Annotated in this window: 26 protein-coding genes and 1 pseudogene; 12 read left to right on the top strand and 15 right to left on the bottom strand. The window is 63.1% G+C overall.

The features are described 5' to 3' along the window. Positions 1 to 6 precede the first annotated feature (6 nt). A complete protein-coding gene (locus W823_RS34920; protein ID WP_023955072.1) occupies positions 7 to 846 on the top strand; it encodes an AraC family transcriptional regulator in 840 nt (279 codons plus the stop codon). 124 nt (positions 847 to 970) lie between these two features. Here W823_RS34920 and W823_RS34915 read toward each other — a convergent pair whose 3' ends face one another. After that, positions 971 to 1,717, bottom strand: coding sequence for a glucose 1-dehydrogenase (locus tag W823_RS34915; RefSeq protein ID WP_023955071.1), 747 nt, complete (start codon positions 1,715 to 1,717; stop codon positions 971 to 973). Positions 1,718 to 1,884: 167 nt separating this feature from the next. Here W823_RS34915 and W823_RS34910 point away from each other — a divergent pair, with 167 nt between their 5' ends. Further along, complete coding sequence (locus W823_RS34910) at positions 1,885 to 2,487, top strand: TetR family transcriptional regulator (protein WP_023955069.1); 603 nt, start codon at positions 1,885 to 1,887, stop codon at positions 2,485 to 2,487. 144 nt (positions 2,488 to 2,631) lie between these two features. On the opposite strand, the gene W823_RS34905 is transcribed toward W823_RS34910, so the two are convergent. The 3 genes from W823_RS34905 to W823_RS34900 form a co-directional block, all read right to left on the bottom strand. Continuing rightward, positions 2,632 to 2,913, bottom strand: coding sequence for a helix-turn-helix domain-containing protein (locus W823_RS34905; RefSeq protein ID WP_023955067.1), 282 nt, complete (start codon positions 2,911 to 2,913; stop codon positions 2,632 to 2,634). Further along, entirely contained in the window at positions 2,910 to 3,314 is a 405-nt protein-coding gene (locus tag W823_RS0127940; RefSeq protein ID WP_030167394.1) for a VOC family protein, read from the bottom strand. Before W823_RS0127940 ends, W823_RS34905 begins: the two co-directional genes overlap by 4 nt. Positions 3,315 to 3,566: 252 nt before the next feature. After that, a complete protein-coding gene (locus W823_RS34900; protein ID WP_023955063.1) occupies positions 3,567 to 4,025 on the bottom strand; it encodes a MarR family winged helix-turn-helix transcriptional regulator in 459 nt (152 codons plus the stop codon). Positions 4,026 to 4,199: 174 nt separating this feature from the next. Between W823_RS34900 and W823_RS34895 the strand changes: the two genes are divergently transcribed. From W823_RS34895 to W823_RS34870, 6 genes are all read left to right on the top strand, one after another. Further along, positions 4,200 to 4,796 (top strand): hypothetical protein, encoded by a 597-nt coding sequence (locus tag W823_RS34895; RefSeq protein ID WP_023955061.1) that lies wholly within the window; start codon positions 4,200 to 4,202, stop codon positions 4,794 to 4,796. A 310-nt stretch (positions 4,797 to 5,106) separates the two neighbouring features. Beyond that, positions 5,107 to 6,129 carry an iron-siderophore ABC transporter substrate-binding protein gene (locus W823_RS34890; protein WP_031331380.1) on the top strand — a complete coding sequence of 341 codons (1,023 nt, stop codon included), beginning with the start codon at positions 5,107 to 5,109 and terminating at the stop codon, positions 6,127 to 6,129. Positions 6,130 to 6,217: 88 nt separating this feature from the next. Then, entirely contained in the window at positions 6,218 to 7,219 is a 1,002-nt protein-coding gene (locus W823_RS34885; RefSeq protein WP_023955057.1) for an iron ABC transporter permease, read from the top strand. Then, complete coding sequence (locus W823_RS34880; RefSeq protein WP_023955055.1) at positions 7,216 to 8,256, top strand: iron chelate uptake ABC transporter family permease subunit; 1,041 nt, start codon at positions 7,216 to 7,218, stop codon at positions 8,254 to 8,256. Before W823_RS34885 ends, W823_RS34880 begins: the two co-directional genes overlap by 4 nt. Continuing rightward, positions 8,253 to 9,059, top strand: coding sequence for an ABC transporter ATP-binding protein (locus W823_RS34875; protein ID WP_023955053.1), 807 nt, complete (start codon positions 8,253 to 8,255; stop codon positions 9,057 to 9,059). Before W823_RS34880 ends, W823_RS34875 begins: the two co-directional genes overlap by 4 nt. Positions 9,060 to 9,211: 152 nt before the next feature. Continuing rightward, a complete protein-coding gene (locus W823_RS34870) occupies positions 9,212 to 10,165 on the top strand; it encodes a diguanylate cyclase (RefSeq protein ID WP_023955051.1) in 954 nt (317 codons plus the stop codon). A 64-nt stretch (positions 10,166 to 10,229) separates the two neighbouring features. Here the strand turns inward: W823_RS34870 and W823_RS34865 are convergent, their stop codons facing one another. From W823_RS34865 to W823_RS34855, 3 genes are all read right to left on the bottom strand, one after another. Continuing rightward, complete coding sequence (locus W823_RS34865) at positions 10,230 to 10,676, bottom strand: acetyltransferase (protein ID WP_023955049.1); 447 nt, start codon at positions 10,674 to 10,676, stop codon at positions 10,230 to 10,232. A gap of 166 nt (positions 10,677 to 10,842) precedes the next feature. Continuing rightward, the gene (locus W823_RS34860; protein WP_051406343.1) at positions 10,843 to 11,226 is read right to left on the bottom strand and encodes a hypothetical protein; all 384 of its coding nucleotides are present in this window, start codon (positions 11,224 to 11,226) and stop codon (positions 10,843 to 10,845) included. 64 nt (positions 11,227 to 11,290) lie between these two features. Next, positions 11,291 to 11,659, bottom strand: a complete 369-nt coding sequence (locus W823_RS34855; RefSeq protein ID WP_023955045.1) for a DUF1877 family protein — start codon at positions 11,657 to 11,659, stop codon at positions 11,291 to 11,293. A 223-nt stretch (positions 11,660 to 11,882) separates the two neighbouring features. Between W823_RS34855 and W823_RS34850 the strand changes: the two genes are divergently transcribed. Further along, positions 11,883 to 12,356 (top strand): hypothetical protein, encoded by a 474-nt coding sequence (locus W823_RS34850; RefSeq protein ID WP_235189398.1) that lies wholly within the window; start codon positions 11,883 to 11,885, stop codon positions 12,354 to 12,356. Positions 12,357 to 12,371: 15 nt separating this feature from the next. On the opposite strand, the gene arr is transcribed toward W823_RS34850, so the two are convergent. From arr to W823_RS34825, 5 genes are all read right to left on the bottom strand, one after another. Further along, entirely contained in the window at positions 12,372 to 12,800 is a 429-nt protein-coding gene (arr, locus tag W823_RS34845; protein WP_031331377.1) for an NAD(+)--rifampin ADP-ribosyltransferase, read from the bottom strand. Positions 12,801 to 12,941: 141 nt separating this feature from the next. Then, complete coding sequence (locus tag W823_RS58335; RefSeq protein ID WP_023955039.1) at positions 12,942 to 13,139, bottom strand: hypothetical protein; 198 nt, start codon at positions 13,137 to 13,139, stop codon at positions 12,942 to 12,944. A 121-nt stretch (positions 13,140 to 13,260) separates the two neighbouring features. Next, a complete protein-coding gene (locus W823_RS34835; protein ID WP_023955037.1) occupies positions 13,261 to 13,974 on the bottom strand; it encodes a carbon-nitrogen hydrolase family protein in 714 nt (237 codons plus the stop codon). Between the two features lie 23 nt (positions 13,975 to 13,997). Then, on the bottom strand, positions 13,998 to 14,612 hold the full coding sequence (locus W823_RS34830) for an O-methyltransferase (RefSeq protein WP_023955035.1): 615 nt from the start codon (positions 14,610 to 14,612) through the stop codon (positions 13,998 to 14,000). Between the two features lie 172 nt (positions 14,613 to 14,784). Continuing rightward, complete coding sequence (locus tag W823_RS34825; RefSeq protein WP_023955033.1) at positions 14,785 to 15,396, bottom strand: bifunctional 2-polyprenyl-6-hydroxyphenol methylase/3-demethylubiquinol 3-O-methyltransferase UbiG; 612 nt, start codon at positions 15,394 to 15,396, stop codon at positions 14,785 to 14,787. 43 nt (positions 15,397 to 15,439) lie between these two features. Between W823_RS34825 and zapE the strand changes: the two genes are divergently transcribed. Beyond that, positions 15,440 to 16,456: a cell division protein ZapE gene (gene zapE, locus W823_RS34820; RefSeq protein WP_031331376.1), complete on the top strand. Its 1,017-nt coding sequence runs from the start codon at positions 15,440 to 15,442 to the stop codon at positions 16,454 to 16,456. An 87-nt stretch (positions 16,457 to 16,543) separates the two neighbouring features. Here the strand turns inward: zapE and W823_RS58330 are convergent, their stop codons facing one another. The 3 genes and pseudogenes from W823_RS58330 to W823_RS34805 form a co-directional block, all read right to left on the bottom strand. After that, positions 16,544 to 18,022, bottom strand: a complete 1,479-nt coding sequence (locus W823_RS58330; protein WP_051406342.1) for a DAPG hydrolase family protein — start codon at positions 18,020 to 18,022, stop codon at positions 16,544 to 16,546. Between the two features lie 60 nt (positions 18,023 to 18,082). After that, positions 18,083 to 18,700 carry a trans-aconitate 2-methyltransferase gene (locus W823_RS34810; RefSeq protein ID WP_023955027.1) on the bottom strand — a complete coding sequence of 206 codons (618 nt, stop codon included), beginning with the start codon at positions 18,698 to 18,700 and terminating at the stop codon, positions 18,083 to 18,085. Positions 18,701 to 18,740: 40 nt separating this feature from the next. Next, a pseudogene (locus W823_RS34805) lies at positions 18,741 to 19,483 on the bottom strand (VOC family protein). 141 nt (positions 19,484 to 19,624) lie between these two features. On the opposite strand from W823_RS34805, the gene W823_RS34800 reads away from it, so the two are divergent. Together W823_RS34800 and W823_RS34795 are read left to right on the top strand one after the other, a co-directional pair. Next, a complete protein-coding gene (locus tag W823_RS34800; RefSeq protein ID WP_023955025.1) occupies positions 19,625 to 20,497 on the top strand; it encodes a S49 family peptidase in 873 nt (290 codons plus the stop codon). Between the two features lie 58 nt (positions 20,498 to 20,555). After that, positions 20,556 to 21,185 carry a DUF4178 domain-containing protein gene (locus W823_RS34795; protein WP_023955023.1) on the top strand — a complete coding sequence of 210 codons (630 nt, stop codon included), beginning with the start codon at positions 20,556 to 20,558 and terminating at the stop codon, positions 21,183 to 21,185. Positions 21,186 to 21,187 lie beyond the last annotated feature (2 nt).

The raw sequence follows: 21,187 nt of genomic DNA, 5'->3' as shown, positions 1-21,187 counted from the left end.
GCTGTCATGACCATCCAGGATCTGCCGCCCGGTACGGCGAAGGCACGTCGACGCCCCGACGCCCCGGTTGCGGAAGCTCTCGACAAACGGATGCTCCCGGTTTACGAGGCTGGTGCCATCGACGTCCCGTTTGTGATCGCGGGCAACTACGAGGTGATGGCGCGTAACACTTTCTGGGAGGAGCACTCCCATCCCACGCATGAGCTGCTCTGGACAGAGCGGGGAGCGTCGACGGCCACCATCGGATCGCGGATCTGGGCGATCACGCCGTCTGTGGGTCTGTGGGTGCCGGCGGGCGTACGGCATTCGGGATGGACACCGGAGGGCATCACCTTGCGGGCCGCGCAGTTCAGTTTCCGTGCGGCTCCGTCGATCTCGGCCGAGCCGGTGGCGGTGGAGATGTCCACGTTGCTGTTGTTGTTGCTCGATCGGCTGACGGTCGACGGGCTGGACCCCGCCTCGCGGGCGGCGACAGAGGCGATGGTGCTCGACGTGCTGGCCCCTGCGAGGCACGAGGTGTCGCTGCGAGTGCCGACGGCGGCGCTGCTGTCGCCGATCGTCGCCGCGATTCGGGCGGACCCCAGCGACTCGACCACGTTGGCGCAGTGGGCGGTTCGACTCGGTGTCAGCACCCGCACCATCACCAGGGTCTTCCACGCCGAAACCGGTGTCGGGTTCAGCCGATGGATCGCGACGGCGCGAGCCCAGCATGCCATCGAGTTACTGGCCCGGGGCGAGGCGATCGACGAGGTCGCCTATAGCGTCGGCTACCGGTCGACGAGTGCATTCGGCACAGCCTTCCGGCGGGTCACCGGAATGAGCCCAGGGCGATTCCGAGCCCACTGACAGCGGTTCGCTTCAATTAACTCAGGTAGCCGGACCAGAGATTGTTCCGGCTACACCGGGGGCATCCCGCGTGAGGAGTCGTGCGCGCGGCCGACCAGGTAACGACCCCTTCTGCGACTGATGATCAGGAGGCGGTCAGTCCGCCGTCGATGACATGCTCCATTCCGCTGATGTACGAGGAGTCGTCGGAAGCGAGGAACAGCACAAGACTGGAGACCTCGTCAGGTTCGGCCATCCGGCGAAGCGGGACGGTTGCCGAGATACCGCCGCCGTCGGCGTCGGTGGCAGCTTCCATCATCGGTGTTTTGATGTAGCCCGGGTGCACTGAGTTGACCCGGATCTGTTCAGGCCCGAATTGGACGGCAACCTGTTTGGTCATGCCTCGTGAGGCGAACTTACTGCCCACGTAGCCGAGGTTGGGTGCACCGACAATGGAAACCATGCCGGCGGTTGAAGAGATGTTGACAATGGCGCCGCCGCCGGCTTTGCGCATCGACGGGATCACGGTCTTCATGCCCCATACCTGTGAGTGTTGGTTCACCGCAACAACTTTCAAGTAGGCGTCGGGGTCGATCTCGACGACGTCTTCGATAGGTCCGAGGATTCCGGCATTGTTCACCAGAATGTTCACCGGGCCGAAAGTGTTCTCGGTCTCGGTGACGACTGCACGCCACTGATCCAGTGAGGTGACGTCATGCTTGATGAAGTGTGCGCTGTCGCCGAGTTCCGCGGCGAGTTTGTTACCACCTTCATCATTGACGTCGGTGAACACAACCTTGGCGCCCTCTGCGACGAACCGCCGCACATGCGCTGCTCCCATGCCTTGTGCCGCTCCGGTGATGATGGCGACTTTGCCGTCCAACTTTCCCATTTCAAAACTCCTTCGATGCTCAGATCACCGCGAGCGCGGTGTCGGTCCCGGCGGCGTTTTGTCGAGACGCTCCGGTACGGATTCATAGTATTGGTACTCGGTACCACAATACGCCGCCACGGACGTCGGAGTCGAGTGATCGGGCTGTTCCCGCATAGGTTGGGGTCATGGAGACTCAACGACGCCAGCCGGGGCGCCCGCCGGCGGCGTCGAAGGCTTACGTGGAGCAGGTGGCTGTCGCATTGATGCTGCAGCGCGGCTACGAGAAGGTGAGCGTTGAGGACATCGTCGCAGCTGCGGGCATCGGACGTACCACGTTCTTTCGCTACTTCGGGTCCAAATCGGGTGTGATCTGGCTGGAGTTCGACGCGACGATCGAACGGCTGACTCGAACTCTGGCGGAGTCGGACTCAGACGATGTGCTCGACTCCGTGCGTACCGCCGTCCTCGAGTCGACACGTGAAGCGGTGTTCAGCAGCGACGTGTGGCTGGAACGCTTTCGGCTCCTGGATACCACCGCGGATCTACACGCCGGCGCGCACGCTCATTGGGAGGCCTGGAAGCTGCCAATCGTCTCTTTTGTGGCCACCCGAACCGGCAAGGGTGTGGGCGATTATGTCCCGATGGTGGTCGGCGCGGCATGTCATGCCGTCTTTGTCGCGGAGCTTCGCCACTGGCAGAACCGAGACAACGCGCGCACGGACCTCCTCGCGCGTTTGGATACGCATCTTGCTCACGTGCTCTCACATCTGAGTGGGTTGGTCGACTGACGCACCAGTCAGTTCGTACCACCCCGGACCGGTTGCCTCTGGTAGCGAAATATGTTGCGCCGCAGCCTATCGAGTCGAGATTGGATTTCAGGTAACGTCAGCGGTTGTAGCCCATTCTCGGGCCCGGACGGTGTCAGAGGTGTGTCAGGCGTCATTCTTGCCCCAGCGTCCCAACGCGACGATTGCCTCGCGCAACGCAAGCCCGCGATCGGTCAGCGCGTAGGCCCGGGTGTTGTGCCGCAGGGGAAGACGGATCAGTACGCCGGCGGCTTCGAGCTCGCGTAGGCGGGTGGCGAGCATGTTCGTCGGGACGCCGAGGTCGCGCTGCAGATCGCCGTACCGCTGTGGCCCGTCGAGCAGCCGCTCCACGATGAGCAGGGCCCACCGTGCTCCGACGATGTCGAGGGCAGCGGCGAGGTCGCTCATGTGGCCGGGTCGGCGTCCGGCTTCATCCAGAACGGCGAGTAGTGGTAACCGTCGAGATCGTCGAACTGGCGCTGGTACATGAAGGGGTAGTCGTCGGTGTCACCGATTCGCCCGCCGGCCGCGGCGGCGCGCTCGACGAGGTCGTCGACCGCTTGGCGGCTGTCGAGGTCGAACGAAACCGTGACTTTCGAGGGGGTCTGGGGTCCGCCAATCAGCTCTTCGACGCCGCCGACGCTCGCGTACATCTCGCGGCTGCCGAGCATGACGTACTGCTCGGGAGCAATCGCGAAGCACGACACGTTGTGGTCGGACATTTCGGCGTTGAGGGTCCATCCGAGGGCTGTGTAGAAGGCGGTCGTGCGCTCGACGTTTTCGACGGGGCAGGTGATGAAGAGGCTCATGAGGACCATACTTGCAAAATGCAAGTGCGTCGTCAAGGGTCGTGACCATGCGACCGGGCTGAGCTGTGGTGGTTGAACGCCTATGTTTGGCTGAGTGGGACTTGTTGCAGCACAAACCAAGTCACGTTGGGTACCGCGGCCCTGCCTGTGGGGCCGATTGGAGTCGGGGGCACAGAACGCTCTCGGCTAGGGCGGAGACTGCCCGTCCGGGCTCTGACAACCCCGCCCACCCGTCAGCGTCTGGCGACCGCCCTACGAAGCGGGGCGCGGCTCTTCACACGCGGCGGCCAGCTGAGCGAGTAGGTGGCGAAAGTGTGCAGCGTCGGTGGACGACATGGCGGAGGCGAGGAGCTCATTCTCCACCGCACTGATTTCCATCTGCACGCGCTGGAGCAGTTTCTGTCCGGTCGGCGTTATGCCGACGGCACGTTGCCGCTGGTCTCGTGACCGTTCCCGGGTCACAAGTCCCCGCGAGACCATCTCGTCTATATGGCGCCCCAACCGTGTGGGATCTCGGCGGGTTCGAAGCGACAGCTCTCTCTGCGACACGGCGATACTCGTGGCGACCTCGGTCAGAATTGCGTACTCCCACATGGAAAGCCCCGCGGCACGCAAGACGGGCTCTTCCATGGCAGCCAGCCGCGGCAGGATCCGAGCCATCAGTGCGCCCAGATCTTGCTGGCCGCGAGACGGATCGACTGCACCAGCCATGGACAACCTCCCGCCTATCGTCTACCGTGGTAGACGATTAATGCTCTACCGTGGTAGACGATCGACACGCGCTCTCTTGCCTCGAATCTAGTCACGCTCAGCCAGTTCCTGCGCATTCAGAATGCCTCGGCGCTTGTGAACATCACGAACTGGTCTAACCGGAAGGACACCGCTGTGGAGGTTTCCACTTTGCATTCAGTCACCGAAGACCTCGCGGGGTACCTGTCAGAGGTAACGCAAGGCGATCTTCGGAGTCCCACACACCTAGCAGGCTGCGACATCGGCGACCTGTACGTAGACCTCCTGAACCGGAACATTCGCGCGGCCGCGGCAATTGCACCCGAATCCTCCCGACAATCGCGCACGCGGCTGGTGGACCGATCCGCGTTAGCCAGTGTGGTGAATCTGTACGGGGGCGGCTTCGACACGCGATATCGCCAAACGGCTCGGGCGATCGAGATCGCGTTGGCGGCTTTGGAGACTTCCGCTGCGGGCTCGCGCATCAACGGAGTACAGGTAGACCTCGGCGCGATCTGCGCGACGCTCATCAGTGACATAGTCGTCGACACCTGGTACCTCGCAGAGGCGATGGGCTTGTCCTATCGTCCAAACCCCGCAGTGGTGATGGACGTCTTCAACGGACTGAAAACCCCACCGCTGGATGAGGATGAGGATGCGGAGGCGATCTGGGCCTGCGTGCGCATACTGCATGGATCACGAAAAGGCCGAACCGAGTATCGCCCTGCAGTCATCGAACCTTCACGGAGCTAACCCAACCCGTCGTGACTAGATCACGTTCGCCGCAGCGCGGACGATGCGCCCGACCGAAAGATGCATCCCGCTCGGTATCGATCCATCAAGGTACTCGACCGAGCGCGCATGTCCGTTTCGCGACATTTGGTGTCGCATTTGCTCGATTGCAAACGAGGACAGCGGACCCTAACGTTACTTAGGCAAACCTAATCCGTTCTCCGATCAGGGTCCCGCTGCTGTACACAGATGAACACGCGCGGACGTTCGGTGACCGATCCTCGGCGCCGCCGCGGTCGGTGGAATGGGGTATCACGATCGAAAGGGAACCATGCCTCGCGCATCACGATTGGTCGCATTGACTGCGGCCGCGCTTCTGGCCACCGGGCTCGCAGCGTGCTCGTCGTCGTCCGACGACAACGGGTCAGGGGACGGCGACTGGACGCCGATCACCATCCAACACGCACTCGGGACCACGACGATCGACGAGAAGCCCGAGCGCGTCGCGACGGTGAACTGGGCCAACCACGAGGTGCCCTTGGCGCTCGGGGTGGTGCCGGTCGGTATGGCGGCGGCCAACTTCGGTGACGACGACGGCGATGGCGTGCTCCCGTGGGTGGAGGAGAAGCTCCAGGAACTCAAGGCACCCACGCCGGTGCTGTTCGACGAGACCGACGGCGTCGACTTCGAAGCTGTCGCGAACACGCAGCCCGACGTCATCCTCGCCGGCTACTCGGGCCTGACGCAGGAGGACTACAACACCCTCAGTGAGATCGCTCCCGTGGTCGCTTACCCGGTGACCGCCTGGGGCACACCGTGGCGCGAGACCATCGAGCTGAACAGCAAGGCGATCGGCAAGGAGAACGAGGGCAAAGAACTCGTCTCCCAGCTCGAGAAGGAGATCGCCGACGCAGCTGCCGAGCATCCCCAGATCGCCGGCAAGAACGTCATGTTCCTCACCCACGTCGACACCACCGACCTCAGCGAGGTCAGCTTCTACACAACGCATGACACCCGCGCCGCGTTCTTCGAAGACCTCGGAATGGCGACCCCGCCGAGCATCGCGACCGCGTCGGCCGGCACCGAGAAGTTCTCGCTGTCGCAGAGCGCCGAACAGGTGGACGCGCTGAACGACGTGGACGTCATCGTCACCTATGGCGGCGCCGATCTCGTCAACGCGCTCAAGGCCGACCCGCTGCTGTCGAAGATGCCGGCTGTCGCCTCCGACGCGATCGTCACCCTGCCGAGCAGTGACCCTCTGGGCACTGCCGCCAACCCGACGCCGCTGTCGATCTCATGGGTCCTCGACGACTACCTGTCGATGCTTGCGCAGGCTTCAGGCAAGGTTCAGTGACCCACAAGTCGTGACGACGGACAAGCAGGCGACACCTAGCCGACTGCGCAAGGCTGAACCCTCCCCAGCCCTCTCGGGCGCCGCCGCAGTGCGGCGCCCGAGAAGGGTTCGAGCACTGTGGCTGCTGATCGCGGTCGCAGTGCTCGTGGTGTTGGCCATCCTGTCGGTCAAGGTCGGTTCGCGGTTCGTCGGTTGGGCTGATGTCATGGGCGCGCTCGACGGCACCGACGGGAGCATCGAGCAGGCTGCTGTCGAAAAACGTATTCCGAGAACGCTGTTGGCGATGATCGTCGGTGGCGCCCTCGGCGTCTCTGGCGCGGTCATGCAGGGCGTGACCAGAAACCCCATCGCAGATCCTGGCATTCTGGGCGTCAACATGGGGGCCTCGCTTGCCGTGGTCATCGGTCTTTCCTACTTCGGGCTCACGTCGTCGACCAGCTTCATCTGGGTCGCCATCGTCGGTGCTGCTCTCGCTGCAATCTTCGTCTACACCGTGGGATCACTCGGGCGCGGCGGGACCACCCCGCTCAAGCTCGCGTTGGCGGGCGCCGCGACATCTGCGGCTCTGCTCTCCCTGGTCACCGCACTTGTGCTGGGCCGCAACGACACTGCCGATGTGGTGCAGTCGTGGCGGGTGGGCGGTGTCGGCGGCGGCACATTCGACAGCATCGAACGTGTGCTGCCGTTCCTCGCCGTCGGTTTCTTGATCTGCTTGTTGTCGGCGCGTGGTCTCAACTCGTTGGCGTTGGGAGACGATCTGGCCGCTGGGCTCGGTGAGCGTGTCGCCCTGGTCCGCGGCGGCGCGGCACTGGGTGCGGTGATCCTTTGTGGCGCTTCGACTGCCGTGACCGGTCCGATCGCGTTCGTCGGACTGCTGGTACCCCACGCGTGTCGACTGATTGTCGGTGTGGACCACCGCTGGCTGCTGCCGTTCTCGGCGATCACCGGCGCTGCGCTGTTGACCGGCGCCGATGTGCTCGGCCGGATCATCGCCCGCCCCGCGGAAATCGACGTGGCGATCCTGACGTCCCTGATCGGTGCGCCGTTCTTCATCTACATCGTGCGACGCCAGAAGGTGGGCGCGTTGTGAGTGTGCCTGTCGTGACAGCAGAGTCGATCGCCGAGAGCCGGCAGAGCCGTGGTCGTCGACGTCAAGCCGTGATCGCGGTGCTCGCCGTGCTGATCGTGATCGGATTCGCGGTCAGCCTGATGGTGGGGCACACGTACTACCCTCCCGGCGACGTCCTGAAAGTCATTCTGGGCGAGCAGGTGCAGGGTGCGACATTCACTGTCGGACGACTGCGTCTGCCTCGCGCTGTGCTCGCGGTCGCTGCCGGTCTGTGTTTCGGTTTCTCCGGCATCGCCTTTCAGACCATGTTGCGCAACCCGCTGGCCAGTCCGGACATCATCGGTATCAGCGCCGGTGCGAGCGCCGCGGCCACCTTTGCAATCGTGACCCTGTCCCTCGGGGCCACCCAGGTGTCGATCTTTGCGATCGTCTCCAGCCTCGCGGTCGCGGTGCTCATCTATGTCCTTTCGTTCAAGAGCGGCGTGGTGGGCACCCGGCTGATTCTCATCGGAATCGGTTTTGCCGCAATGCTGCTCAGCATCACCGACTATCTCCTGGACCAGGCTGCCGAGTGGGATCTGCAGGAGGCGACGCGTTGGCTGACCGGGAGTCTGAACGGAACGTCGTGGACCGAGACGATCCCGGTTCTCGTCGCCCTGGTGGTGCTCACCCCGATCCTGCTGAGCCAGACTCGCAATCTCGCGATGACGCAGCTCGGCGATGACGCCGCGTCAGCGCTCGGGGTGCGGGTCAACCGCACCCGACTCATCGTCATCGTCTCCGCGGTCGGCCTCATCGCGTTCGCCACGGCAGCCGCGGGCCCGATCGCATTCGTCGCCTTCCTCTCGGGACCGATTGCGGCCAGGCTGGTCGGACCTAACGGCTCGCTCCTCATCCCGTCCGCGCTCGTCGGCTCCTTGCTTGTACTGGTGGCGGATTTCGTCGGTCAGTTCGCGCTCGACACGCGATACCCGGTGGGCGTCATCACCGGTGTGATGGGCGCTCCCTACCTCATCTACCTCATCATCCGCACCAACCGCGGAGGCGGCTCACTGTGACCACCACACACTCGCTGACCATCGAGAATCTGACACTCGGGTACGGCAACAGGAACGTCATCGAAAAGCTCGACCTGACCATCCCTCCGGGGCAGGTCACGGCGATCGTCGGGGCGAATGCGTGCGGCAAATCGACCCTGTTGCGGTCGATGTCGCGGTTGCTGGCACCCCGCACCGGCCGCGTGGTGCTCGATGGCAAAGAGGTACATCGGACTCCCGCCAAGCAGTTGGCCCGCACGCTCGGGTTGTTGCCGCAATCGCCGATCGCGCCCGAAGGCATCACGGTCGCGGACCTGGTTGGACGTGGTCGCCACCCACATCAGGGCATGTTCGCGAGGTGGAGCAAAGAGGACGATACGGCGGTCGCAGAGGCTCTCGATGCAACAGAAACATCCGCTCTCGCCGATCGGCCGGTCGACGAACTCTCCGGTGGACAACGCCAAAGGGTGTGGATCGCAATGGCCCTGGCCCAGCACACCGATCTGTTGCTGCTCGATGAACCCACGACGTTTCTCGATGTCAGTCACCAGATCGAGGTCCTCGACCTCCTGACCGACCTCAACCAACAACGGGGCACCACCATCGTCATGGTCTTGCACGACCTGAACATGGCGGCCCGGTACTCCGACCACCTGATCGCACTGGCCGACGGAACACTTCATGCCGCTGGGAAACCCGCAGAGGTTCTCACCGAGGACACCGTTCGCGCGGTGTTCGGTCTGGAGAGTCAGGTAATCACCGATCCCACATCAGGGAAGCCGTTGATGTTGCCGCTGGGTCGGCATCACACGATCACCGTCTGAGTCGCGCCGTTCGCTCGCTGCCAGAGTTGTCGCGAGTTCCCGGGCCTGCACCTGGCGTCGCCGACTGGCAGCCGCCCGTGCCCCGGGCACCGGACTCGCTTCCGCGATAACGTCGTCCTGGCGGGAACGAACCGAACAGGCTGGGGGTCATCGTGAACCGTTTCGCTCTCGTGTCCGGATCAGCCGGTCAGATGTTGCGCGAGCAGAAGGTCCGTGTACTCCGCATCTACCTGGCCGCCACAACGTTCTTGTACTTCGTCGGGGTGTTCCTCAACCGGATCTCACCGAGGAGTGACGAGCTCGCGAACCCCACCGGCGGCATGATCGCTGTTGTCTTGGGAGTAGGCGCACTGATCTACGTGGCGTTCGCTCACGCAAGGCTGGCTCCCGCGCTTGTCGCGGCGATGATCGCGACGCCGGTGGTCATCGCATTCCACAACTCGATCATCTACGACTTCCCCTGCCTGATCGCAGTGATGTTCCTGGCCATGTACATCCGGGCGTTCTATCCGCCCAAGCGCGCGTGGATGATGGTCATCTTCCTCACCGCCGCGACGTGCGTGGCCCTGGCGATCGGGCCGGCGCACAAGCTCGGGATCACCTACGTCGTCTTCGCCGTCGCGATCGTCGGAGCGGCAGAATCTTTCGGGCTGGTGACACGGTCACTCGTCACCATCGCGTGCACCGATCCACTGACAGGCGTGCTGAACAGGGCCGGGTGGGAGATCGCGACCACCGAACAACTCGCGCGCGCACGATCAGCCCGCGCCACCATCACGGTCGCGGTATTCGACATCGACGATTTCAAGAATGTGAACGACTCTCTGGGGCACCAGGTGGGCGATCAACGACTGATCGAGTATGCCCAGCGGTGGAGTTCGGTGGTCCCGAAAGGCGCCGTTCTCGCCCGCCTCGGCGGCGACGAGTTCGCTCTTCTCATCGCCGGTACCGGACAGGCATCTGCATCAGACGTGATCGAGCAGCTCCGGTCTGTGGTTCCCGAGGCGAGCGTCGGATTCGCCACCGAGGATGCCGGTGCCACAACCATTTCCGACCTTCTCGAGCAGGCGGACGCGGCACTGTACGACGCAAAACGAGGACGTTGAAGATCGACGTGTCAGACGCACGCTGAGAGCTTTGCCGGCCGTCGTCGATGTGTCATCGGGTGATCTACCCGATGTTTCGCCGCAAGTGCAGAAGGGGAAACGGTCGACCGTCTGAATCGAGCGGCGATCGCCCGATCTGCTCGAATCCGCGGCGTTTGTAGAACGCGACTGCGTCCGAGTTCTGTTCGTTCACGTCGACATCGATGTTGCCCTGCGCCTGAACGGCTCGATCCAGCAGCGCTGTACCCACTCCGCGGCCGTGTGTTGTGGGATCGACGAACAACATCTCGAGCCGACCGTCGGTGGTGCCACTGAAACCGGCTACGCGGCCGCCCAATTCGGCGACCACGAGTTCGACCATCGGAAAGAACTCTGCTGCCAGACGCTCTGAGTACCCGTCGACATCCGAGGGGGAGAGGAAGTGGTGGGTTGCTTCTACTGCGGCGCGCCAGACCTCGACCAGCCGGACCGTATCCCGCTCTTCGGCTCGCCGGAGTACCAGTTCAGGCATGGCTCGTCCTGTCCATGACTGAGCACAGTAGTTCGGGCGAATGCCGACGAGCAAGTACTCATAAAGCTCGTGCATGGCGAGCGGCCGCACGACGAAGCCGCCAAACGCATCGGGGTTGCGAATGGCGGAGTATTTTCAAGATTGTCGTGTCGACGTACGCCCGACGTCAGCTGTAGAAGTAGACCGTCTTGGTCTCGGTGGTGCCTTTCTCACCCCAGTAACCACGGATCACGGCCTTGTACTGGGTGTCCTCGTACGCGGTGGCCAGGCTGCGGCAGGTGTTGCCCGCGCCGCCGCCCGCGTAGGTGTTTCGCTCGGTGAAGTCGTGTCCGGGACCCGAGCGGCTGATCGCGGTCAGCGTCACCCGTACAGTCCGGACCCCTTCGGCATTCCAGGCGAACGCGCAGAACTGATCGTCACCGTCGTTGTAACTGGCGGTTCCACCCTGGGTGCTGGGGGAGAACGAATTGGCCGACGCAGCAGGAGCTCCCAGCACGCTGATCACACCGGCCGCAGCTACGGTGAGGGCCGCCAAGGAAGCTTTTGTCATGGTTCTTTTCATGAACCTGACCCTAGGTTCGTCGACTTGGCCCCGGGAGTCATCAACGTCGACTTCACCAGCTCTTCACTTCCCGTTGCGGTGAGGGTGGGACTCGTTTGTGGCGCGGCGCAACCGATTCCGTCCGCCTGCGGTTGTGCCGCCCACCCGGGCACTGAAATCGACCAGCCGATTGAAGAATCCCCTCACTGAAGTTGATGTCGCCGGGCATGGAACCGTGACCGACAACAGGATTCACCGGCAGTCCGGAGCGGTCGAACATGAGACCGAGAGCCTCGAAAGCCTTGTCGATGTCCACCGTGATGGTCGGATCGGCATCGCGGAGACCATTGACGAACCCGACGACGTCCTCGGTCGTATCCTGCAGGTAGATCTCGTGCAGCTCAGCGTCGCTGAACCGGGTGTATGACCTGATGAGCCCCATGTCGGTATCTCCTCCTCCGGGCATCAAAGTATCGCGGCATCGGCTTGGCAACAGTCGGTCGATGAGAGGATTGTCGACGCCGCTCCCGTGGGGGCCTTTACTGGGTCCGGATGGTTCTCGCGTCGTTCGAACGAGTGAAACTCCTGAGGCCGCGCCGGCGGAGTTAAGCGGCGCTGAAACAACATGATTCGGCATAGCATGGGCTATGCCTGCTCAGGAGTTGGTGGACTCTCACCACGGTCTGATCCTGTTGGATCGTGATGACGATGGCCGCGTTGTGGTCAGTGGCGAATCGATTCCCACCGCGTCGATCAACCTCTCCATGGACGGCGACGCCAGCCGCAACAACCTGGCCCTCGACGAGGTTCGGTATGAACTGCTGGTGTTCAAGGGGTCCTGGCGTCGAGCGCATCGTATCGAGATCTCCGGCGCTACTGGGCATTGGATATTTGCGCCGGCAACCCGAAGGAGTCATCGCCTGATACGCGGGCACCGGGGTGTCGAATCCAAAGAGGTCGGCAAAGTTGTTGCGGAACAACAACGAGTAACCGCCCACTGGGGGAGCGGCTCGGACTCGAAACCAACACCGGGGGAGTGTGCGATGGGATACCTGCTCGCCGCGACGTACGGGACGGGCAAACCGTTGACGCTCATGGCGATCTTCCAGGGAACTGTGAACGTGCTCGTCCCCGGTTGACCGAGATTACGGCCGCTAGTCGTAGAGGACTGCATCTCCGCGGCGTCGGAGCGCGTCCAGTCCGGCGCGGAATTGACGAAGGTACTCAGGGGAATGTCCTACCCAGTCGGTCATCTCGCCGATGACCTTCACCGGCTGCGCGCTCCGATAGGAGTGAGTTGGATTCCCGGGGAACTTCTTGTCGGTGACGTTGGGGTCGTCCTCGACGTCGTCCTCGGGTTCCACGATGTAGACGCGGCAGGGCCCATCGCCCACGGCCATTTCCGCTGCCAGCACCGCGCCGTCCAACACCTTCGTCATGTAGACGTAGTTCGAGATGTGGTCGTCGCGGTAATTGGAGCGATGACCGGGCACGAGGTAGTCCCCAACCCGAAGGTCGGCCTTGGTGCCGTGAAAGTAGGCCCCGGACTCGTGCACCACAAAACGTTCCGGCGTATCGGCCATATCTGCCATCAAGAACCCCTCCGCGTGTCGGTTGCCGGGCGATTGTGCACGACAAACGGGGTCTTGCCGCAAGCCCCCATCTCCGCGATACGATGAAAGGGGAAGTGATAGCAGTAGGAAACTCGAGCAGTCGTCTGCAGGTCAGCGACGCTGAGGTTTCTTTGCTCCCCAGACGGCCGAGGCGATGCCGATGACGCCCAAGATCAGCAGGACGATACCCAGCGGCTGGCCACGGAACCACCAGAACTCGCTGTCGCGAAAGAAGAGCAAAAGCACAAGTCCCACGATCATGAGTGCCGCATCGGCTACGAGGTTCATGGTCAACTTGTTGGTGAGCATGCCAATAGTGTGACCGCGACCAGCGTTCCCCGCGTCCGACATAGTGATGACTTCGCGGATGAGATGCGGGGGCCTCTCAGACTGATCGAGTGTGAGCTCGATGTCGGAGTGCAACCCCGATTTACGCAGTGAGTTCGGCGCTCACATGTTCCCCGGGTTGATCACCCGCTTGGATCACGCAGTGGCCGTTGGCATCCCAGATGGCCGACCCTCCACAAGTCTGTGTGTATCCGCCGTCAGTCGGACCGGCGAAACCCGCGAACACCACTGGAACCGAGCCCAGGGCGCAGATACGGCGCGCGCGGACATCGAATTGGTCCACTTCGTGTGGTCCGTGCACGAGACCGGCAGCGTACAAATCGATCGCCGAGGCAATGGTGGCGCTGGTGTGATCGTCGATGCGGGTGTCTTTGCAGATCCCGATGCCGACACGCCATCCCGAAACCTCCACCACAGCCACCGTCGTTCCCGGTACGTACACCCCGACCTCGGGGCCTCCGAGGTGCACTTTGCGGTAAACGACTTGGGCGCCGGTTCCCGCCACCGCCAAGACTCCGATGGCCCGTCCGGACAAGTGAGGAACAGCCGCGCCCGCCAGCGCGATCGAGCCCGTCTCCTCGCATGCTTCCACCAGTGGATCCAACGCCGGGTCATCGACGTCGACGGCCTGCGCTTCCATGCTGTACCCGGTCAGGGACATCTCCGGGAACACAACAAGTTGTGCACGGCAACGCCGGACGGCGTCGGCGTGGGCCAGGGCGTTCGCGCGGAGGTCGTCGGTCTTGGTGACGGGTTGCGCCGCAGCTACCCGCAGAGTCGGGCTCTTCGTCGTCATCGGTCTATATCGCTGCCTGGCCTTCAGGCGTAGCGCCCAACTGCCCAGCCTCGAGCTGCGTCAGGGCGTATCGCCTCGACCTCAACACCATCCTGGAACAGGCCTGTTTGCAGCACGGTTCCGGCTTCGATTGCCTCGCGCCACGCACGGATGGGCCCCTCGCCCCACGGCTTGTGCGGGAGCAGGTCGTCGAAGATGAGCACGGTGCCCTCGTGGGCCAGGCGCTTCATGTTGGAGATGTCGGCGGAGGCAACCTCGTACGTGTGCCCACCGTCGATGAAGATCAAATCGAAGGTGCCGTTGGTCTCCGAGTCGGCGAACAGCGGAATCGTCTGGCGCGAATCGCCGGCGATCAGCGTGTGGCGCTCCGGGAACTCCGCGTCGACGTGTTCCTTGGCCATTGACACGTACTCGTGTTCGGCCAGATCGAACGACGTGACATGAACGAGAGGGTTGGCACTGAGGAAGGCGTAGCTCGAGAACCCCACGTTGAAACCGATCTCGCCGATTCGACGTGTTTCTTGCCTGGCAGCCAGGGCCTTGAGGAAGGCAAGTTGCTCGGCGTTCGCGGACCCCTCGACGAACCACCCGTGACCACGGGCTTCGTTGACGATCTCTTCCAGGCGGTCAAAGCTCATGTGCCACTTCCTCGGACGGTGAGGCACGTCGCACCTCGGACACCTCATTTTAAGAGCAGCCGCGCACAAGAGTGCGCATACCTCGCCGACCGTGCGTGTCCGGACTCGCCGGTGAGGATCGAGACAGAGCGGCACGGGCAAGTCGTTGTCCAAGTGTTTGTCGGCGCACTGCTCAGAAGTCCGACTTCGGCTTTTGCCAAGTGATCGCGTAGCGCCATAAGGGTAGGCGGCGCCAGCTCAGGCCTGGTAGTACGGCTGTGGCAATGCTTTTGACCTGTGTATAGGTGTGCGGAAAGAGCATCTGCACCGGAGCATTGTGTTGCCAGTAGCCGCGCCTGCGAGACAGCACTTGGTGTTGTATGGCGCCCACGAGTTCCAAGACGTAGTCCTGCGCGGTCGAGCTGCGTGCGCAGCCGATGACTACCAGGGTGCCACCGTGAGCTGTGAGGCGCGCGAGCCGTCCGAGTCCTGCCGCGAGGTCGGGGAAGTGATGGACGGTTGCTACTGCGGTGACGAGGTCGTAGTGCCCTTCGGGGAGTGGGTACGTCAGTACGTCTCCAGCAATCCACGTGACATCGGCGGAGGCGTTCTTCTGCGTGTTGGTCAGCGTCTCACTGTCAGAATCGATACCGGTGACCTCATCGACGTTCTCGGCGAGGCGGGCGGCGAGAAGTCCGTCGCCGGTTCCAACATCGAGAGCCGTTCTGGCCATCGGCGCCGCCGCCAAAGCGATGTCGTAGTAGTGAATGTTGTGGTTCCACCGGCGGTCTAGCTTCTTGTCCACTCCACCACTCTGGCATGCGGCGCCGACATGGGACACTTCCAACGTGCGTTCAGAGCAGCAGCTCGTTACGGCGGTCGATGCATCGGCAATGCGGGCCGGGTTCACTCTGGACGCCGCCCAGCGGCGACTCCTTGATCGACTCGCTTGCGTTGCAGCAACAGCTAACAAGAAGCAGAGACGCCAATCAACGCCTCGTGGCCTGTACATTTATGGCGACGCCGGCAGGGGTAAGTCGTGGCTGACCGACGCGCTCTATGCAGCAGTGCCTACGACCCAGAAGACCCGTATTCACTTCCACCGCTTCTTCGACGAGCTCCATCGCAACATCCACGATCACCGCACCGAACGGGAGGCTGTGGACCGGGCAATCGACGAAGTAACTGGCGCGGGCAGGTTGCTGTTTTTCGACGAGTTGCACGTCCATGATTCCGGCGACGCACGTTTGCTCACACGGTTGCTCGAGAACGCGTTCCGTCGTGGAATCACTGTGCTCGCAACCTCCAACTATGCACCAAAGGACTTGTTGCCGAACCCTGTCTGGCATCACACTTTTGAGCCCGGCATCGAACTGATCAAGACGAATATGGAGCTCTTCCATCTAGACGGTCCTACCGACTACCGGTCGCTCCGGTTTGATCACGCAGTCGGCTTCGCGGCCGGCACCTGGACTACGCGAACGCCAGTGGTGCTTCCACTACGCAGCGAGGCCACAACGGCGGAAGTTCGCGGCCGCCACTTCCCGGTCCTTGCGACGCGCCCCGCTCACCTGTGGGTTTCTTTCAGCCAGATCTGCGATTCCCCGACATCGACAATCGAATACCTGGAATGGATGCGGGCATTCGCCACCTGGACGATTACCGACGTCCCCTTGCTTCGAGACGCCGATCTCGAGGCTCAGCAACGTTTCATCAATCTGGTCGATGTGCTTGTCGATGCCGATGTGTGCGTCCACTTCACGTCCATTCACGAACTCGCGACCTTCCTTGAGGGCGCCACTCGACGGCCCGATGCGTTTCGGCTGGCCAGTCGCATGCAACTGCTACGTCAAGATCCAGCCTGACGTTCGGCCGCGATGTGTTGGTGAGGGCATGCACGAGTCAGCTGCTTGTGCCCGCGAATCAGAAATCCTTTGCCGACAACGCAATGATCAAGGCACATCGCGGAACTCGGTGAAGAGTCTCGGTAAGAACGCAGCCAAGTGGTTCATCTCTTCGGCACAGTGGCGGAGAAGATCCCGAGCGAGCTGTGCGCTGGTGCGTCTACGCCCGACTGTGGCGACCACAGGCGCAAGTGCTCGGTGACCCATTGGATTTGCGAGCAACCGGGTGCTCATGGGTCGTGATGTGGAATTCGCTGGTACGTCGAGGATTTCGGCGCGTCCCAGAAAGAAGCGGGATCTCATCTCACTACCGCGATCGGTGGGGCGGACCTGGTGGACAAACCACCCAGCAACCACCGGGAAGTCGCTTGTACCGATGCGGGCGCAGATGTGGGTGGTACCTGCGCTGGGGGCAAAACCCAGCGTGCTCGGTTCGACGAACCTGATTGCGAAGTGCGACAGGGTGGATCCGATGTACTCGTCGACGTATGACACGTTCCCGATGTAGCGCTCCGTGTCCGTCAGGTGCCGCTGGGAACTACGATCATCTCCCCACGCTGCGAAGACATGGGCGCGAGGGTGCCACAACTTGTAACGTGCGCTGTCGGAGCCATGCCATCCGAACCACCAGTCCCACATCTCTGCCGTGACATCGGGCATGTCGGTCAGGCACGACACCACAAGTGTTCCCGCCGAGGTTCGGGTCCAACCGGTTTCCATCGGTGTGTATCGCGGCGCCGACAGATGCGCAGCGACGTCTTCGACCTCGTAGCCTCCAGCCGTGGGTTCCGGGCCGGTTCTCAGCGCTTTGTCGACGTGCGACGGAACGGGCTGCATCATCGAGTCCAGGTAGCCCGCAGAAGGTTTCGTGAGATCGTCGTCGCGATAGCCGAGATGGCGAGGTTCGGTTCGGTACGACCGTGGCAACGGGCGCCGGTCGGCGTCAGTGACCTGATAGTCGGCGATGGTCAAGATTCCTCCAGCCCACGCCATGCGCCGTGTTCGGCCCACTTTGCAGCCCGCGCGGTGATCTCTTCGATGAGGGGCCCCTTGGCCGAGGCGTAGGCGTTCATGTCTTGCCAATCGCGCTGAGCCAGGGACTTTTTTGAGTTCGCCATAGGCTTCGCGATCGCGCGCGTCGTGGCGCAACCAATCTCGGAACAGGAGGTGCCGACGTTCCCAATCGCTTCCACTGCGACAGATGTGTACGTGCACGTCGAGGCTTGCCGTGCGCACCATTCGATGTCCGGGCTCACGCACGCGAAGACGGTAGCCGGCTGATTCGAGGGCCGGCAGGTAGCTGGCCTCGTCATCGGGGTCGGCGACGCTCAGGTCGATGTCGATGACGGGCTTTGCGACCAGACCTTGAATCGACGTCGATCCGATGTGATCGATCCGAATGGCCACCTCACCGAGCGCGGCCGCAATACGGCGACGCTCTCGCTCGAAGGCTTGGGGCCAGGCATCGTCGTACGGGACCAGGACGATCGCCCGTTTCTCGATTCCGCCGATCAATTCGAAGGCCACGAGGCAAGAATAAGACGCCCCACCGCCCGGTCTGCCAAGACTTCTGCTGCGGCTGCGTTCTCATCGCCGTGTGGCAAGCATGTGGACCTCAGCGAATCGGTGCTGATCGTCGGGTTGGCTCACCGCCCGCCACACCTCGTCGAATCCGGCGTCGGACAGGGCCGCTGCCAATCGATCGGGGTGCCATCGCCAGGCGGGCGCCACTTTGTGGTCGAACTGCTCGACTTGCCCGGTGTGCGAACTGATCTGACACGCCACCAGGACGGGGGCGCCCGCCGAAGTCCGGGAGGACCAGCAGCGCAGCACATCCGGGACATTCTCGGGCGGTATGTGGATCAGGCTGAAACGCGCCAGGATGGCAGCGATCGGCAAGTCGCCACCGAGTTGATCGAGCGTGGCATCACCTCTGACGAAATCGAGATGTGGGAACTGGCGCGCCGCCCGAGCCAGCATCTGTTCGCTGGAATCGATGCCGATCGACGCCAGCTCTCGTTCGGCCAGAAATGCGGTGACCTGTCCCAGCCCGCACCCGACATCCACAACAGGTCCATCGGCGCCACGGTCCCGGACCGTGTCGGCGAACGCCGCGACGGCGTGTTCTTCGAGGGGGGTCAGGAACGGATGAGGAAACGTTGCGGCATACAGGTCCGCCATTGCGTCGTACCCCGGTTGCTCCACGGTGCGCGTCTCCTTCGTCGCCGTCTGGACCGACCGGCGGCTAGTGTGTCAGGTCACCCGACCGCGGGTTGCGATGGGTGATGCAGTAGCGACGACCGATCGGGTCCGACATCACGGTCCAGAACCGGTGGTGCTGCTCCACTTTGGCGCCCCAGCCTCGTGCCGAGCGACCTCCTCCTCGGGATGGGTGCTGGCGAGGTCGAGATGACCGCCGATCGTGGATGAGCCGATCCGTTGGAGCAGCACCCGTAGCGGCATCTCCTTCGGACGTCGCAGATTACGGAATTCGGGCATCACGCCCTGACGCCACGGCCAGCCGGTGAGCGTGGCCCAGAAGTCGCATTCGGCGTCATACAGTTTCGCCGGTATGTCGATGCACAGCTGATCGATGATGCTGATGGTGTCACCGGGCCACCGGATGGGCCGGGAACGTTCGTGTTCTCCGTTCCACGGCACAAGGCAGAACCCGAATCCGGCGGGCGAGGTCAACACCACCAATTCGCTTGCTGCAGAGACGATGTGGGCGCCCAGCGATTTGGCGTGCGCAGTGGCCGGCTTGATGTCGTCGACGTGCAGATCGAGATGGACGCCGCCGGGTCCGTCCTTCACCCGTTGAACACGCAGGTGCGGGTCGCCGTTGAACGGCTCCAGAGATGCGAACTGGCGGTCCGGTCCTCGGGCAGGCGACACCGTACTACCGGCGATTGCTCGCCAGAACGTCACCTCGTTGCTGAAGCTGTCGGCAGGAAAGTCGAGAAAGGCGCTGAGCCAGCGGATCGTCATCGATCACTCACTCCGTAGCGGTGTCCCATGACGACAGTCTGACATCGACCGCCGTGAGTCCGGCACCGGTCACGCGCCTTTGTCGTTCCGGCTGAGTCGATGTTCGGCTGCCACCGGCGTACACGCGCATATTGTTGAGGGATGGGTCCGATCAAGCAGCTCGCCAAGAAGATGGCCAAGGCACACGCCGACAAGGTTGCAGTGGTGCGCCTGGAGGGTCCGATCGGCTCGGTGGGGATGGCACGCGGCGGCTTGACCGCCGACAACCTCGAACCGAAACTCAGGCGCGCATTCGAGACCGAACGGCTCAAAGCAGTCGTTCTTGTCATCAATTCCCCAGGTGGTTCGCCCGCACAGTCGGAGTACATCGCTGAACGCATCCGCCAATTGTCCTCTGAGAAGGGCATTCGGGTAATCGCGTTCTGCGAAGACGCGGCGGCATCGGGCGGCTACTGGATAGCTTGTGCGGCCGACGAGATCTACGCCGCGCACACGTCGATCGTCGGTTCGATCGGCGTGGTGTCGTCGGGTTTCGGTGCTCCCGAGCTGCTGGGCAGGGTGGGAGTGGAACGGCGGGTTTACACCGCAGGCGAGAACAAATCGCGTCTTGATCCGTTCTCCGCGGAGAAGCCCGAAGACGTCGCCTGGCTCCACGGTCTCCAGAACGACCTGCATGCCGCATTCATCACCTGGGTGCGCCAGCGCCGTGGCGCCAAACTGGTCGGGTCTGACGCCGAGCTGTTCAGCGGCGACGTCTGGGTGGGCCGCGCTGCTGCCGATGTGGGCCTCGTCGACGGAATCGGAGTGTTGCGGTCGGTACTGGCAGAACGTTTCCCCGACGCCGAACTCGAGATCATCGCCTCACCGAAGCCGCTGCTGACCCGGCTGACCGGGGGTGTGTCGCACAGCGAAAGTCGTATGTCGACGATGGCTGCGGAGACCTTCGATGGCGTGGTCACCGGTGTGCTGGCCGCTGCCGAGCGTAGGGCGCACTGGATGCGGATCGGCCTCTAGACGCCGACCGAGTGGTCCTGGCGGCACGGGACCTGTCCGAATTGGATAGGTTCATCGCATGGAGTCGCTGCTGATCATCATCGTCGCGATATTGGCCATCATCGCGGTGATCATGCTGTTCAACACAATCGCGAAACGTCGCGAGCGCCAGGCAGCCGAGACCAAGGCGGTTCGCGACCGCGCGTACGCTCCGCGGGATCCGTTCTCGAGTGCCGACGACGACGCCGTCCGTGGAGATCCTCGCGTGCTCAAGCCCGGCGACATGGTGGAGATCCGCGGGGAGATGTTCGCGGTCCGGGGCACCCTGACCCTCTCGCAGAGCGGCTTCTCGTGGACCGAGAACTTCCTCGACACCGGAACCGGCCGCAAGGCGTGGGTGTCGGTGGAGGAGGACCCCGACCTCGAGGTGGTGCTGTGGGAGGAACTCAAGGGTGTCACCGTTTCCCCCGGGCCCGAGTCGGTCGAGGTCGACGGCCGCCGATACTCGTCGGACGAGACCGGGTCGGCGAGGTTCACCAGCGCCGGAACCACCGGCCTGGCCACCGGAAACATGTCGTATCACGACTATTCGGCCGGTGACGCCCGGTTGTCCTTCGAGGACTTCGGGTCGGGGTGGGAATGCGCGCGGGGACAGGTCCTGGCCCGCGCCGAGTACCGCATCTTTCCCGCAGACACCGGTCCGAGCTGAGC

This window comes from Williamsia sp. D3 (assembly GCF_000506245.1).
In the GTDB taxonomy this organism is placed as follows: Bacteria; Actinomycetota; Actinomycetes; order Mycobacteriales; family Mycobacteriaceae; genus Williamsia; species Williamsia muralis.
Note: the sequence above shows the minus strand (reverse complement) of the source record. Positions and strands in the feature narration are given on the sequence as shown.

What these genes read in the sequence shown, in the direction of transcription:
- W823_RS34910 (WP_023955069.1), top strand. Translation starts at nt 1,885, where the DNA reads ATGGAGACTCAACGACGCCAGCCGGGGCGCCCGCCGGCGGCGTCGAAG.
- W823_RS34835 (WP_023955037.1), bottom strand. Translation starts at nt 13,974, where the DNA reads ATGACGACGAAGAGCCCGACTCTGCGGGTAGCTGCGGCGCAACCCGTC.
- arr (WP_031331377.1), bottom strand. Translation starts at nt 12,800, where the DNA reads ATGGCCGATACGCCGGAACGTTTTGTGGTGCACGAGTCCGGGGCCTAC.
- W823_RS34860 (WP_051406343.1), bottom strand. Translation starts at nt 11,226, where the DNA reads ATGACAAAAGCTTCCTTGGCGGCCCTCACCGTAGCTGCGGCCGGTGTG.
- W823_RS34855 (WP_023955045.1), bottom strand. Translation starts at nt 11,659, where the DNA reads ATGGGGCTCATCAGGTCATACACCCGGTTCAGCGACGCTGAGCTGCAC.
- W823_RS34795 (WP_023955023.1), top strand. Translation starts at nt 20,556, where the DNA reads ATGGAGTCGCTGCTGATCATCATCGTCGCGATATTGGCCATCATCGCG.
- W823_RS34905 (WP_023955067.1), bottom strand. Translation starts at nt 2,913, where the DNA reads ATGAGCGACCTCGCCGCTGCCCTCGACATCGTCGGAGCACGGTGGGCC.
- W823_RS34920 (WP_023955072.1), top strand. Translation starts at nt 7, where the DNA reads ATGACCATCCAGGATCTGCCGCCCGGTACGGCGAAGGCACGTCGACGC.
- W823_RS0127940 (WP_030167394.1), bottom strand. Translation starts at nt 3,314, where the DNA reads ATGAGCCTCTTCATCACCTGCCCCGTCGAAAACGTCGAGCGCACGACC.
- W823_RS34900 (WP_023955063.1), bottom strand. Translation starts at nt 4,025, where the DNA reads ATGGCTGGTGCAGTCGATCCGTCTCGCGGCCAGCAAGATCTGGGCGCA.
- W823_RS34800 (WP_023955025.1), top strand. Translation starts at nt 19,625, where the DNA reads ATGGGTCCGATCAAGCAGCTCGCCAAGAAGATGGCCAAGGCACACGCC.
- W823_RS34890 (WP_031331380.1), top strand. Translation starts at nt 5,107, where the DNA reads ATGCCTCGCGCATCACGATTGGTCGCATTGACTGCGGCCGCGCTTCTG.
- W823_RS58335 (WP_023955039.1), bottom strand. Translation starts at nt 13,139, where the DNA reads ATGCTCACCAACAAGTTGACCATGAACCTCGTAGCCGATGCGGCACTC.
- W823_RS34865 (WP_023955049.1), bottom strand. Translation starts at nt 10,676, where the DNA reads ATGCCTGAACTGGTACTCCGGCGAGCCGAAGAGCGGGATACGGTCCGG.
- W823_RS34915 (WP_023955071.1), bottom strand. Translation starts at nt 1,717, where the DNA reads ATGGGAAAGTTGGACGGCAAAGTCGCCATCATCACCGGAGCGGCACAA.
- W823_RS34830 (WP_023955035.1), bottom strand. Translation starts at nt 14,612, where the DNA reads ATGAGCTTTGACCGCCTGGAAGAGATCGTCAACGAAGCCCGTGGTCAC.